Genomic DNA, 12,791 nt, shown 5'->3' with positions numbered 1-12,791 from the left:
GGGGGAGTCACCAGCGCATGTGAACATCCTCGGCCCAGCCCAGCAGGTGTTCCACGGCGATCTCGTCGCCGTCGTCCGTGCGGATCCGGCCGTCGTAGTGGCCGAAGCGCTGGTCGGTACGGTTCGCGACCAGGCCAACATCCGTGTGTACGGACCGGTTGTGGAAGGGCGTGAACGTCAGGTCCACCTGTCCGGACGAGGGCGCACGGAGGGTCCAGGGCGCCAGCGGGTCGGTGACGGACCACTGCCAGTCCAACTCCTCACCGATCTTGGTGAGACGGCCGTCGACGCAGAGGCCGTTCTCGGTGGAGCCGGTGCCCTCGGTCCAGCGTCCGCCGAACTGGAGGCCGACCGTGCGCCCGTCCGTACGGCCGGACGCGGCGCCCCAGTTCCAGTCGACCGTACGCGGCCAGCGCCCGCGGCCGTGGTCCAGGACGGCCCAGGTGTCGTTCTCCTCCCCGCCGAACTTCACGATCTCGCCGCCGATGCGCACCCTGCCGGAGGCGGGGAGGGCGGTGTGCTTGGAGGTGTACTGGAAACGCCGTTCGTTCCACGGCACGACCACGGAGAGCGATTCGTGGCCTTCCGGCCGCGCCACCAGGAGGCCGACCTCCAGCGGGAGTCGCTCCGGCGTCAGGCAGCGGGCCCGCAGCCGTGTTCCGGCGTTCTCGTCGCGGATCTCGACGCGTACCCTGCCCCCGCTCGGCCGGGCGGGGCCGACGACCACGTCCTTTGAGCCTGGCGCCCCGGCAATGGTGTCGGGCAGCCGGACGCCCCGGCCGGCGGGGATGATCGAGGAGCACTCGAACTCACGGCCGCCCGGGCCGAATTCGAGCACGTAGACCGTGTTCAGCGCCAGGAAGTCGAGGTCGCTGACGGTCAGGGCCACCAGATGGGTCGGCGTGGTCACGCACCAGTGCTCCCAGCGCTTCGTCCGGCCCCAGCCGCGCAGATTGGCCCGGTGCTGCGGCTTCCTGGACCAGCCGACGGCTGCCGGGTTCAGACTGCCGTCGGGCAGGCAGAGGTCGACGGGCTCGGTGATCTCGTGCTCGTGCGTCGCCATGGCCGGAGCCTATAGCGGCGCCGCACCCACCCCGCTACGGCCGCGGGGCGCGCCGGGCACATGTCCTGACCTGGGCGGGGCGTCCCGGTCCGCACACCGTCATGGTCCGCGGTGGACGGTTCACTTGGCGTCCGAATAGCGCTCGACGACCGCCGCGCTGAAAGGGAACCGCACCGGCGTCTCCCCGAACGCGACCCGGCCGGCCAGCTCCCCGGCAGCGCGGATCGCCTCCACCACCGCAGGTGCCTCGTCGGCCGGGCAGTGCACGATCACCTCGTCGTGCTGGAAGAACACCAGCTCAGCGCGCATCCCCCCGGCGGTGAGCGTCCGCCGCAGCGCCGCCAGGAGCAGCAGGGCCCAGTCCGCGGCGCTGCCCTGGACCACGAAGTTGCGGGTGAAGCGGCCCCGCGCCCGGGCATTCGACGAGGCGTACCCCGGGGTGAATCCGTACGTGCCGGTGCCTTCGTCGGCCGGCGTCCCCTCGCTCTCCTGCGGGATGCCCGCCTCCTCGTCCTCGCCGGCCCTCGCGGCGGGCGGGCTCGTCCGGCCCAGCCAGGTGCGGACGAGGCGGCCCTCCTCGCCGGCCTTCGCCGCGTCGTCGACGTAGGCGACGGCATGCGGGAACCGCCGCCGCAGTGCCGCCAGGTTCTTCAGGCCGTCGCCCGAGGTCTGCCCGTAGATCGCGCCCAGCAGTGCCAGCTTGGCGTGGTCGCGGTCACCCTGGAACGCGCGGTCGGACAGCGCCTTGTAGAGGTCGCCCTCGTGTCCGGCCACGTCCATCAGACCCCGGTCACGGGAGATCGCGGCCAGCACGCGCGGCTCCATCTGGTCGGCGTCGGCAACCACCAGGCGCCAGCCCTCGTCGGCGACGACCGCCTGGCGTATCACCTTGGGGATCTGGAGCGCCCCGCCGCCGTTGGTCGTCCAGCGCCCGCTGACCGTGCCTCCCGGCTGGTACTCGGGGCGGAAGCGGCCCTCGCGCACCCAGTCCTGGAGCCAGCTCCAGCCGTGTGCCGTCCAGACACGGTACAGCTTCTTGTAGCGGATCAGCGGCTCCACCGCCGGGTGGTCGAGCTCCTCCAGCTCCCACCGGCGGGTCGACTTCACCTTGATCCCGGCCTGCGCGAACGCCCTCACCACATCGGCGGGCAGGTCGGGCCGCACCCGTCTCCCGAACGCCGCCGACACCTCGTCCGCCGCCTCGGCCAGCCTGCGGGGCTCGCCCCCGCCCGCGTAGCGCTCGCCGAGCAGGTCGTTCAGCACCTCGCGGTGCACGTCGGCCCGCCAGGGGAGCCCGGACCTGTTCATCTCGGCGGCGACCAGCATGCCCGCGGACTCGGCGGCGGTGAGCAGCCGCATCCTGCCCGGGTGCTCCGCCGCGTCGTGGCGGCGCAGCTGCTCCGCGTAGACCTCGAGGAGCGCCTCGAAGGGCAGGTCCGTGCCGGAGTGAGGTTCGAAGAGGGAGGACTGGGAGCCGCGCTCCGCCGACCGCGGTGGCGGATCAGGGGGTACGGGCGCGTCGCGCAGCCGGGCCCAGGCCGCCGCGGCGGAACGGGGCTCCCCGAGCCGCCCCTCGTGGCCGAGCAGCAGAAGCTCGGCCGCCTCGATGTCGTAGCACCGCTCGACCCGGACACCCGCCGTGAGCAGCCGGGGGTAGATCCCGGTGGTCGAACGCCAGACCCAGCGGGTCACCTCGGGACGGGAGCGGACGGACTCGACGAGGTCGGGTTCGGTCAGGACGGGGCCGGCGGGCAGGCCGTCGCGCGTCAGCCGCACGAGGAGTGCGCCGCCCCCTTCCGCGATGCCCAGAGCCCAACGATCGGTCATGGGCCGAGTCTTGCACCCGGCACTGACAGCGCCAGTCCCTCCCGCCGGGCGGGCGCGCCCGACTGCCGCGAGGATCGGAGTGAGGTGCGCGGGCGCGTACCGGCAACGCGGCGGCGGAGGAGGAGACGGTGATGGAAGCGATCGTGTACGAGGAGTTCGGCGGCCCCGACGTCCTGCGTCCGGCCCAGGTCGAGGACGTGCACGCCGGGCCCGGCCAGATCCGTGTGGAGGTCAGGGCCGCCGGGGTCAATCCGGTCGACCACAAGATCCGCAACGGCTGGATGGAGGCGGCTTTCCCCACCCGGCTGCCCGCCACACCCGGCAGCGAGTTCGCCGGGGTCGTCGACGAGACCGGCAGGGGCGTCACGGAGTTCGCGGTCGGTGACGAGGTCCTCGGCCGGAGCACGACCGGCGCCTACGCGGCATACGTCCTGGCCGACGTGGGAGCCGTGGCGCCCAAGCCTGAGGCCCTGGGCTGGCCGGAGGCCGCCGCGCTGCCGGTCGCGACCGCGACCGCCGCCCGGGTGCTCGACGAACTCGCGGTGGCCGCGGGCGAGACCCTGCTGGTGCACGGGGCGTCGGGTGCCGTCGGCTCGGCCGCCGTCCAGCTGGCGGCCGCCCGGGGCGCCACGGTCGTCGGGACCGCCTCCCCGGCCAACCACGACTACCTGCGGGTGCTCGGCGCTGTTCCGGTGGCCTACGGGGAGGGGCTGGTGGACCGGGTGCGGGAGGCCGCGCCGCAGGGCGTGGCCGCGGTGTTCGACGTGGCGGGGAAGGGTGCGCTGGCCGACTCGGTGGAGCTGCGTGGCGGCACGGACCGGATCACCACCATCGCGGACCCGGACGCGGCGCACCACGGGGTGGCCTTCTCGGCGGGCGGCGGGAGCCTCCCGGACGAGGGCAGGCGGCTCGCCGAGTACGCGGAGGCCGCGGCGGTCGGCGGCTTGCGGATCCCCGTGGAGCGCACGTTCCCGCTGCGTGAGGCGGCGCGGGCCCAGGAGCTCAGCGAGGCCGGACACGTGCGCGGCAAGCTCGTCCTGCTCCCCGGGGAGCGGTGAGTGCCCTGCCGGCGCCTACCCTGGCCCGATGGAATCGGTGATCGACCGGGCGTGTGCCGCGGCCCTGTACGCGGACGGTGACGCGGGCCTGGACACCGGCGCCTCCCTCCTCGCCGCGGACCCGTCCGCCGACGAGGAGCTGCACCGCCGGGGCGAGGAGTTCGTGCGGCGGGCCTGGGCGCGCGGCTGGCAGCCCGCCGATGTCGTACGGACCGTCCGGCACGAGCTCGACGAGGCCGGGGCCGCGCTCGTCTCCGCCCTGATCACCACGGAGACGGCGGGGTACGGCCGACTGCCCGCACGCTGGGCGGAGCAGCTCGCCGCGATGCCCGCCCCGGCGCCACGCAACCGGCCCGACCGCTTCACGTACGCCTCCGCGCTCCTCGAGCTGTACCGGCTGCTGCTGCGGCTCCCGGTCATCGAGCCCGTGGGGCCGCCGCCCGGCACGGCGGCGGGTGCTCCCCACCTGCCGCCGGCCCACGGCGAACCCCGCATGCTCACGAGGATCCGGGCGCTGCTCACCAAGGCGGAGGCGACCGGTTTCCCGGAGGAGGCCGAGGCGCTCACCACCAAGGCGCAGGAGCTGATGGCCCGGCACAGCATCGACGAGGCGCTCCTCGCGGCCCGGACGCACAGCGCCGATACCCCGGGGGCCGTCCGGATCGGTGTCGACGCCCCGTACGAGAGCGCGAAGGCGGTCCTGCTCGACTCCGTCGCCTCGGCGAACCGCTGCCGGGCCGTGTGGAACAGCGACCTCGGTTTCACCACGGTCGTGGGCTTCGAGCCCGATCTGGAGGCCGTCGAGCTGCTCTTCACCTCGCTGCTGGTGCAGGGCACCGCCGCGATGACGCGTGCGGAGGCCGGGCAGCGGGCCGGCGGGCGCAAGCGGACCAAGACCTTCCGTCAGTCCTTCCTGCTGGCGTACGCCCAGCGGCTCGGCAGCCGTCTCGTGGCGGACACCGCGCGGGTGACGGCCGCGGCCGGCTCGGAAGACGGCTCCGGGGACCGCGGGGCTGAGGCCGGTGCCCTGCTGCCGGTCCTGGCGGCCCGGGACGTCGCCGTCACCGGGACCGCCGAGCGGATGTTCCCGAGAACCACCACGACGCGGCTGCGCGGGGCGACGGACGCCGAGGGCTGGAGCCACGGCACGGCCGCGGCCGACCGGGCCAGGATGGGTCGAGAAGGTGCGGAAATAGGCCGTTAGGTCGGTAGGGCGGCACAAGTCGGGATTGTGGGGTAATCCGGCTAGGCTCTGCCCATGAGCTGGCTCCGGGCGCTGAGGGAGACGGCCCGCTCCGGGCTGGAGATCGAGCGGCAACGTCTCGAACCGCTCATCGCGGTGCGCGGCGCCGCAGGCCTCGCCCTCGTCGTCGGGGTGAGCCTGGCGCTCTTCGGACCGGTGATCGCCGCCGGATCCGCGTTCGGCGCGTTCCAGGCCGCCATCGCCACCTTCCAGCGCAGCTGGCGCCCCCGTCCCGTCCTCGCCCTGGTCTCCGGGGCCAGCCTGGCCGTTTCGACGTTCGTCGGCTACGTCACGGTGTCCCACACCGTGCTGTTCCTCGCCCTGCTGATCCTCTGGACGTTCGCCGCCGGGATGACCTGGGCGGCGGGGCCCACGGGCGGCATCATCGCCGGCTCCAACGTGTCGATCATGCTCGTCACGATCACCCTGCCGACCTCCGTCCTCGACGCCGCCGCCCACGCCGCGATGATGGCGTTCGGCGGGCTCGTCCAGGCGGCGCTGATCGTGCTGTTCCCGGTCCGCAGATGGGGTGCCCAGCGCGACGCGCTCGCCGACGCCCTGGCCGGTGTGGCGGACTACGCCCGCAGGCTGCGGAACGACCCGGTCGCGCCCTTCGACCCCGTACCGCTGATGACCGCGCGCAACGCCGCGGCAGTCACCCCGCGCCAGGCCCGTCGGCGCCCAGCCGACCTGCACGGCGCGCGCGGGGTCGCCGAACGGCTGCGGCCGGTCCTGGCGTCGCTGGCGGATCCCGCCCTGGGGGTCCCGGCCGAGGGGCCCGAGCGTTACTGGGTGTGGGAGATCCTCGGCGCCGCGGGGTCCCTGCTCGACTCCGCGGCGCGGGCGGTACGCCACGGAGACCCGGTCCAGCTGGACGACACGGCGCTCTCGGTCCTGAAGTCCCCCGACACCGAGGTCATCCTCACCGGCCCGCCACGCCGTGCCGCCGACCGGCTCGTGTCACTGCTGGCCGATGTCGTCGAGATCGCCGAGGGGACCGGTACGGACGACCGGACGCCGGGGGAGCCGCTCGTCCCGCACCGCCGCCGGCCCACCCTGCTGCGGCTCGTCCCCGTCGTCTACCGCTCCATGCGCCGCGAGATGCGCCGGGGGTCCACGATCCTGCGCCACGCCGTCCGGGTGTCGGCGGTGGCCGCGGCGGGCTATCTCCTGGGGGCGGTGCTGCCGTTCGGCCACGGCTACTGGGCACCGATGACCGCCGTGATGGTGATGCGCCCGGAGTTCACCCAGACGTACTCACGGTCCGTGGCCCGCTTCATGGGCACCGTGGTCGGCGTCGCCGTCGCCACCGGAATCGTGCAGGCCGCACACCCGAACGCGGAGCTCTCCGCCCTGCTGGCCGTCGTCAGCGCCGGGCTGATGTACCTGCTCATGCGCACCGGATACGCGGTCAGCCAGGTCTGCGTCTCCGCCTACGTCGTCTTCCTGCTCGGCATGGCGGGCGACGACTGGTCGCAGACCGTGCCCGAACGGGTGGTGCTGACCCTCATCGGCGGACTCCTCGCGATGGTGGCGTACGCCATCTACCCGGCCTGGGAGACTCCGCGTCTGCGCGACCGGCTCGCCGCCTGGATGGTGACGGACGGGCGCTACGCTGCCACGGTCCTCGACCGGTACGCCGACCCCGCGTCCAGGACGCTGGACGACGTGCGTGCCGCTCTCCTCACCACACGGGAGGCCCGGGTGGCGTGGCAGGAGGCGCTGGAGACGGCCCGGCACGAGCCCGTGCGCCACCGGGGCATCTCCCGGACCTCCGCCGCGGACGCCCAGGAGGCGCTCGCCCAGTTCGGCAGGGTGGCGATGCTCATGGAGGCCCACCTGCCCGCCGCCTCCGCCACTCCCGTCCCTGAGGCCGCCGGGCTGGCGGACGTGCTGAGGCGGGCAACCGAGGAGGGGGCGAAGGCGGTGCGGGAGCGCCGCGTCCCGGACTGGGGGCAGGTCAGGGAGGCGCTGGAGCCCGGGGGCTCCCCGGGGCCGCCCGCTGACACCTTCGTGCGCAACGGGGCCACCCTGTTGCTCCGCGCCCTGGAGGACTTCTCGCACGCGCTGAAGATCAGCAGCGGGCGGGCGTGAGGCGGGACGCGTCAGGGCGCGGCGAGTCCGGGCGGACCGGTGCAGCCCGGAGGCGTGTCCTCGGCCGGAATCTCCTCGGCCCCGGGCGCCGGGCCCCGGCTCAGGGCGAGCTGCTCGCCGTCGTCGTACTCCGCGGTGCCCATGGTGCGGTCGGTGTCCCCGTCGAGGCCGGCGGCGGCAGGAACACCTGAGCGCGGAAGCCTGTCCAAATGGAGTTCCCCTTCCGGATTGACGGCCGGAGGACCGCGCCGAGCCACCGGCGGTGAAGAGAACAACTCGCGCGAGTGGGAGCCAAATTGGGTCGCCGTTCGTCTCTAACTCATAGGAGTGGAAGAGGGGGCGGGTGGGCGGGTGGATCAGCGGGAAACTGTAATCACCCGCGCACCCCGCGTGCACGTGCATCTGCTCATGCATTGGCATATGAACACAGCTATGATCCGAGCTAGTTGACACTTGCACCTTGCAACTCGGGGAGCGTCCTGTGCACCACGTGTACAACGGCATGGCGGCCACAGAGCTTCGCGGGGTCGTCTGGCAGAAGAGCAGACACAGCAACTCCCAGGGATCATGCGTGGAGTTCGCGAAACTGCCCGGTGGGAATGTGGCGATGCGGAACTCGCGCCACCCCGACGGCCCGGCACTGGTCTATACGCCGGCCGAGATCGAGGCGCTCCTGCTGGGCGTGAAGGACGGGGAGTTCGACCACCTGGCCACGGGCGGCTGACCGCGCAGGCAGGGCGGGCGGAGGCCGCACCACCGCGGGCCGGCCGCTTCGCGCGCCGCTGCGCGCCCGGCTCGCGCCCCGTACCGCGGCGCGAGCCGTACTACTGCGCGCCGTCGGAGAACGCGTCCGCCGGCACGTGGCGCTCCTGCGCCGCGTGGTCCGTCAGCCGGAACAGCGCCCAGACCACCTTGCCGAGCCCACCGCCGCTCGGTGTGTCCCCGGCCGGCACGGGGGAGGGGTGCCAGCCCCAGCAGTCACTGAACGACTCGACCAGGAACAGGCCCCGGCCGGACTCGGCCGAATCCGGCGCCGTGCCCGCGACGGGCCCCCTCTCGCTGGGGTCGCGCACCGCGCACACCAGGCGTGAGCTCCAGCGCATCAGATGCAGCCGCACGGATGAGTCCTGCCGCTCCCGGGCCGCGTCGGCCGGAAGGGCGTGCCGCAGCGCGTTCGTGACCAGCTCGGACACCACCAGGGCGACGTCGTCGAAGCGGTCGCCCAGATCCCAGGAGTTCAGTGTCGTACGGGTGAATTTCCTCGCCCCGCCAACCGCTTCGTACCGGGTCGGCAGCTTGCAGGTGGCCGAACCCGCGACCGCCGAGGGGTCGATGGGTGGAAGCCCCTGCCGTAACGGCTCGAGCGTCGTCGATCCATTCGTCCCCATACGAGGCACTCCCGGGAGTCGCGGCTGTAGCGGCACTGCTTCCTGCGGGCACTGCGGGTACAGCGGCACAACACGAACGAGCACGCAGGTGCGCGGGGACCATGGTTCCGAATGCGCAGAGCAGATGCAAGGGCAGATGCACGTGCACGCGATGGTTCTGCCCGACAGCGTGCCGGTTCGGACTCATTTCTTCCGCTTCATAGTTTTGAAGCTTTCCGAAAGTCTTCCCATCTCTGTAATCGAATGAGTACGGGCTGAAGCGTTTTGGTGGCAGAATCCGGCACCGGGGTTCGGGGGAACCCCGGTGTACGGGAAGCGATGGGGAGGGTTGGGAAACCGGTGTCGGCAGGCGAGTCGAGTGGTTCTGTGGTGCGGCGCATTTTGCTGGGCTCACAGCTCAGGCGCCTGCGCGAGTCGCGCGGCATCACCCGTGAGGCGGCCGGCTACTCCATCCGCGCCTCCGAATCGAAGATCAGCCGCATGGAGTTGGGACGGGTGAGCTTCAAGGCCAGGGACGTCGAGGACCTGCTCACGCTGTACGGGGTCACGGACGAGGCGGAGCGTGAATCGCTCCTGGGCCTGGCCCGTGAGGCCAACGTGGCGGGCTGGTGGCACAGTTACGGCGATGTGCTGCCCGGCTGGTTCCAGACGTATATCGGTCTGGAGGGGGCGGCCTCGCTCATCCGGATCTACGAGGTCCAGTTCGTTCACGGGCTGTTGCAGACCGAGGCGTACGCCCACGCGGTCGTCGCGCGCGGCATGCCCGGTGCGCCGGCCGCGGAGATCGACCGGAGGGTGGCGCTACGGCTGGCGCGGCAGAAGGCGCTCGTCTCCGAGCGTGCCCCGCGCTTCCACGCCGTGCTCGACGAGGCGGCACTGCGCCGTCCGTACGGCGGGCGCGAGGTGATGCGTGCGCAATTGCGGCATCTGATCGATATGTCGGAACAACCGAATATCACTCTCCAGGTGATGCCCTTCAGCTTCGGTGGCCACGCCGGTGAGAGTGGCGCATTCACGATGCTGCGCTTTCCGGAATCCGATCTGTCGGACATCGTCTACCTGGAACAGCTGACAAGTGCGCTTTATCTGGACAAGGCAGAAGAAGTCGCCCAGTACGAAAAGGCCATGGTCCGGCTCCACGAGGACTGTCCTGGGCCCGAGGAGAGCCGGGATCTTCTCCGGGGACTCCTTCAACTGACCTGATATGCCAGTAAGATGACTTTCCGACAGGAGTCTGCGCCTGCAGTAAGGGATTGCATGTCCTTCCCCAGTGAACTGGCCCGCCAGTACATCGACGGCGAGTGGCTGACCGGCAACGGTGCGTGGGACATCATTGATTTCAATCCTTACAACGGCGAAAAGCTCTGCTCCGTCACCGTGGCCACCGCCGCCGAAGTCGACCTTGCCTACCGGGCTGCCGAACGCGCGCAGCGGGAATGGGCGACGGTCGGTCCTTATGAGCGTCGGACCGTTCTGGAGAACGCGGTGCGCCTTGTCGGGGAGCGCGGTGGGGAAATCATCGAGCTGATCGTCGATGAACTCGGCGGCACCCGGGCCAAGGCCGAATACGAGGTGCGTGTCGCGCTGGAGTTCCTGCGTGAGGCCGTCGGGCAGGCGATCCGCCCGGTGGCCCGGCTGCTGCCCTCGGCCGACGACGGCAAGGAGAACCGGGTCTACCGACTACCCGTCGGGGTCATCGGCGTGATCAGTTCCTTCAACTTCCCCTTCCTCGTCACGATGAAGACCGTCGCCCCCGCGCTCGCGCTCGGCAACGCCGTCGTCGTGAAGCCCCACCAGAACGCCCCGGTCGCCGGCGGCGGGCTGGTGGCCCGGATCTTCGAGGACGCGGGGCTGCCCCCGGGGCTCCTCAACGTCACGATCACCGACAGTGCCGAGATCGGTGACTCCTTCATCCAACACCCCGTGCCCAAGGTGATCTCGTTCACCGGTTCGAACCGGGTGGGCCGCCATGTCGCCGCGGTCGCCGCCGGGCAGTTCAAGCGAACCGTCCTCGAACTGAGTGGCGACAGCGCGCTGGTCGTGCTCGAGGACGCGGACCTGGACCACGCGGTCCGGGCGGCGGTCTACAGCCGTTTCCTGTTCCAAGGGCAGGTCAGCATGGCCGCCAACCGCATCCTGGTGGACCGGTCGGTGGAGAAGGACTTCACGGACAGGTTCACCATGGCGGTGGCAGCCCTCCCGTCAGGAGATCCGCGCGACCCGGACACCCGGATCGGGCCGGTCATCAGCGCGTTCCAGGCCGAGTCGCTCGCCGTGCTGGTCGATGGTGCGATCGAGGCAGGTGCCACCGCGCTCGTGCGGGGCCGCACGCGGGGCAATCTCGTCGAGCCGACCGTACTGACCGGACTGCCGGAGGGGTCGCCGCTGCTGGAGCAGGAGATCTTCGGTCCCGTGGCGCTGCTGGTGCCGTTCGACGGTGAGGACGACGCCGTACGCCTGGTCAACGACAGCCCCTATGGCCTGAGCGGCGCCGTCCACACGGTGGACGCCGAACGCGGCGTGCGGTTCGCCCGGCGCGTCAGGGGCGGGACGTTCCATGTCAACGGCGCCACCGCGCAGGACGATCCGGCGGTCGCGTTCGGCGGCGAGGAGAGGTCCGGCATGGGGCGCCTGAACGGCGAGGCCTCCGTGGACGCCTTCACCACCCGGAAGTGGATCTCCGTGCAGCGCGGGCGAACGGGTTTTCCCTTCTGACGCCGGCGGATCGAGGACAGGACCTGACCTGATGGGTCCGTACGTTGACGGCACAAGCAGGCGAGCGGGCAGGCGAGCAGCCCGTACTCCAGCGGTCGTCACGTCCGGAAGGCAGACATCATGGTCACCCACGTTCCCTCGGAGGGTCACGGCGACGAGCGCGGCGCCCTCCTCGCCTTCGTCGAAGCACAGCGCGGCGCCATCCGGCGCTCCGTGGCCGGCCTCACCGAGGAGCAGGCCGCGAGCCGCCCCCTGGTCAGCGAGCTCTCCCTCTCCGGACTGCTCAAGCACGTCGCCGAGGGCGAGCTGAACTGGTTGCGAATGGCCCAGCGGCGTCCGAACGACAAGGAGCGGAACGCGGAGACGTGGTCCGACGGCTTCAGGCTCGTGGGTGACGAGACGATCCCGCGGATGCTCGATTTCTGGGCCCGGGTCGCCGCTGAGACGGAGGCGTTCATCCTGGATGACGTCGACGACATGGGCGACACCTTCCCGCTGCCCCCGGCGCCCTGGTTCCCCGAGAACGGGCAGTGCTCCATGCGCTGGCTGCTGCTCCACCTGGTCGAGGAGACCGGACGCCACGCGGGGCACGCCGACATCCTCCGCGAGGCGCTGGACGGCAGGACGGCCCTCGAACTGGTCGCGGAAGAGGCGGGCTACGCTGGTCGAAGTTGAGTACGAAGGATGGGTGGTATGTCGGCGATCCGTCTCCTGGTCCTGGGTGCGGTGCGTCAGCACGGCCGCGCGCACGGCTACCAGGTGCGCAACGACCTGGAGTACTGGGGCGCCCACGAGTGGTCCAACGCCAAGCCCGGATCGATCTACCACGCACTCAAGCAGATGGCGAAGCAGGGACTGCTGCGTGCCCATGAGGTCGCCCCGTCGACAGCCGGTGGCCCACCCCGCACGGAGTACGAGATCACCGACCGTGGCGCCCAGGAGTTCTTCACCCTGCTCAGGGCGTCGCTGACCTCCTACGACCACGACCAGGGCGTGGACGTCCTGTCGGCAGGCATCGGCTTCATCGTCGACCTGGAGCGGGCCGAGGTGGTGTCGCTCCTGCGCGAGCGCATCACCGCCATCGAGGGCTGGCGGGCCTCGGTCACGGAGCACTACACGCCCGCGGAAGGTCCGGAGTCGATCGGCCACATCGGCGAGATCATGAACATGTGGGTGCACTCGGCGGACGCGGGTGCCGAGTGGACCCGCGGCCTGATCGCCCGGATCGAGGCGGGGGCGTACACCTTCGCGGGTGAGGGCGAACCCTTCATCGGGGTGCTCGCCGAGGGGCAGGAGAACCCCTATGCCGCGGAGGTCCCCCGTCCGGGGGACCCCGGCTGACCGAGCTCCCCGCTAATCAAGTTTGACGAATGATGTCGACGGGCTTACCTTCTACCTTCTAG

The 12,791-nt window shown here is 71.6% G+C and carries 12 protein-coding genes; 8 read left to right on the top strand and 4 right to left on the bottom strand.

The genetic code is table 11. From position 1 onward, the window contains the following. Positions 1–7: 7 nt before the first annotated feature. On the bottom strand, positions 8–1,063 hold the full coding sequence (locus JOC24_RS04750) for a DUF2804 domain-containing protein (protein WP_205018841.1): 1,056 nt from the start codon (positions 1,061–1,063) through the stop codon (positions 8–10). A gap of 120 nt (positions 1,064–1,183) precedes the next feature. Next, a complete protein-coding gene (locus JOC24_RS04745; protein ID WP_205018840.1) occupies positions 1,184–2,890 on the bottom strand; it encodes a bifunctional 3'-5' exonuclease/DNA polymerase in 1,707 nt (568 codons plus the stop codon). Positions 2,891–3,021: 131 nt separating this feature from the next. On the opposite strand from JOC24_RS04745, the gene JOC24_RS04740 reads away from it, so the two are divergent. The 3 genes from JOC24_RS04740 to JOC24_RS04730 are packed head-to-tail and all read left to right on the top strand — an operon-like array spanning position 3,022 to position 7,285. Then, complete coding sequence (locus JOC24_RS04740; protein WP_205018839.1) at positions 3,022–3,948, top strand: NADP-dependent oxidoreductase; 927 nt, start codon at positions 3,022–3,024, stop codon at positions 3,946–3,948. Between the two features lie 28 nt (positions 3,949–3,976). Continuing rightward, a complete protein-coding gene (locus tag JOC24_RS04735; protein WP_205018838.1) occupies positions 3,977–5,152 on the top strand; it encodes a DUF2786 domain-containing protein in 1,176 nt (391 codons plus the stop codon). A gap of 54 nt (positions 5,153–5,206) precedes the next feature. Beyond that, positions 5,207–7,285, top strand: coding sequence for an FUSC family protein (locus JOC24_RS04730; RefSeq protein ID WP_205018837.1), 2,079 nt, complete (start codon positions 5,207–5,209; stop codon positions 7,283–7,285). A gap of 11 nt (positions 7,286–7,296) precedes the next feature. Here the strand turns inward: JOC24_RS04730 and JOC24_RS04725 are convergent, their stop codons facing one another. Further along, positions 7,297–7,494 carry a hypothetical protein gene (locus JOC24_RS04725; protein WP_205018836.1) on the bottom strand — a complete coding sequence of 66 codons (198 nt, stop codon included), beginning with the start codon at positions 7,492–7,494 and terminating at the stop codon, positions 7,297–7,299. Between the two features lie 272 nt (positions 7,495–7,766). Here JOC24_RS04725 and JOC24_RS04720 point away from each other — a divergent pair, with 272 nt between their 5' ends. Next, the gene (locus JOC24_RS04720; protein ID WP_056793446.1) at positions 7,767–8,009 is read left to right on the top strand and encodes a DUF397 domain-containing protein; all 243 of its coding nucleotides are present in this window, start codon (positions 7,767–7,769) and stop codon (positions 8,007–8,009) included. Positions 8,010–8,109: 100 nt separating this feature from the next. Here JOC24_RS04720 and JOC24_RS04715 read toward each other — a convergent pair whose 3' ends face one another. Continuing rightward, positions 8,110–8,673, bottom strand: coding sequence for an ATP-binding protein (locus tag JOC24_RS04715; RefSeq protein ID WP_205018835.1), 564 nt, complete (start codon positions 8,671–8,673; stop codon positions 8,110–8,112). Positions 8,674–8,991: 318 nt separating this feature from the next. On the opposite strand from JOC24_RS04715, the gene JOC24_RS04710 reads away from it, so the two are divergent. The 4 genes from JOC24_RS04710 (at position 8,992) to JOC24_RS04695 (ending at position 12,729) form a co-directional block, all read left to right on the top strand. Next, on the top strand, positions 8,992–9,876 hold the full coding sequence (locus JOC24_RS04710) for a helix-turn-helix domain-containing protein (RefSeq protein WP_205019315.1): 885 nt from the start codon (positions 8,992–8,994) through the stop codon (positions 9,874–9,876). 54 nt (positions 9,877–9,930) lie between these two features. After that, positions 9,931–11,388, top strand: a complete 1,458-nt coding sequence (locus tag JOC24_RS04705) for an aldehyde dehydrogenase family protein (protein WP_205018834.1) — start codon at positions 9,931–9,933, stop codon at positions 11,386–11,388. Positions 11,389–11,508: 120 nt separating this feature from the next. Next, positions 11,509–12,063, top strand: coding sequence for a DinB family protein (locus tag JOC24_RS04700; RefSeq protein ID WP_205018833.1), 555 nt, complete (start codon positions 11,509–11,511; stop codon positions 12,061–12,063). Between the two features lie 18 nt (positions 12,064–12,081). Beyond that, positions 12,082–12,729 (top strand): PadR family transcriptional regulator, encoded by a 648-nt coding sequence (locus JOC24_RS04695; protein ID WP_205018832.1) that lies wholly within the window; start codon positions 12,082–12,084, stop codon positions 12,727–12,729. Positions 12,730–12,791 lie beyond the last annotated feature (62 nt).

This window comes from Streptomyces sp. HB132 (assembly GCF_016909575.1).
In the GTDB taxonomy this organism is placed as follows: domain Bacteria; phylum Actinomycetota; class Actinomycetes; order Streptomycetales; family Streptomycetaceae; genus Streptomyces.
This window is presented reverse-complemented; position numbering and strand designations above follow the sequence as displayed.

What these genes read in the sequence shown, in the direction of transcription:
- JOC24_RS04715 (WP_205018835.1), bottom strand. Translation starts at nt 8,673, where the DNA reads ATGGGGACGAATGGATCGACGACGCTCGAGCCGTTACGGCAGGGGCTT.
- JOC24_RS04750 (WP_205018841.1), bottom strand. Translation starts at nt 1,063, where the DNA reads ATGGCGACGCACGAGCACGAGATCACCGAGCCCGTCGACCTCTGCCTG.
- JOC24_RS04710 (WP_205019315.1), top strand. Translation starts at nt 8,992, where the DNA reads ATGGGGAGGGTTGGGAAACCGGTGTCGGCAGGCGAGTCGAGTGGTTCT.
- JOC24_RS04700 (WP_205018833.1), top strand. Translation starts at nt 11,509, where the DNA reads ATGGTCACCCACGTTCCCTCGGAGGGTCACGGCGACGAGCGCGGCGCC.
- JOC24_RS04740 (WP_205018839.1), top strand. Translation starts at nt 3,022, where the DNA reads ATGGAAGCGATCGTGTACGAGGAGTTCGGCGGCCCCGACGTCCTGCGT.
- JOC24_RS04745 (WP_205018840.1), bottom strand. Translation starts at nt 2,890, where the DNA reads ATGACCGATCGTTGGGCTCTGGGCATCGCGGAAGGGGGCGGCGCACTC.
- JOC24_RS04730 (WP_205018837.1), top strand. Translation starts at nt 5,207, where the DNA reads ATGAGCTGGCTCCGGGCGCTGAGGGAGACGGCCCGCTCCGGGCTGGAG.
- JOC24_RS04695 (WP_205018832.1), top strand. Translation starts at nt 12,082, where the DNA reads ATGTCGGCGATCCGTCTCCTGGTCCTGGGTGCGGTGCGTCAGCACGGC.
- JOC24_RS04735 (WP_205018838.1), top strand. Translation starts at nt 3,977, where the DNA reads ATGGAATCGGTGATCGACCGGGCGTGTGCCGCGGCCCTGTACGCGGAC.
- JOC24_RS04705 (WP_205018834.1), top strand. Translation starts at nt 9,931, where the DNA reads ATGTCCTTCCCCAGTGAACTGGCCCGCCAGTACATCGACGGCGAGTGG.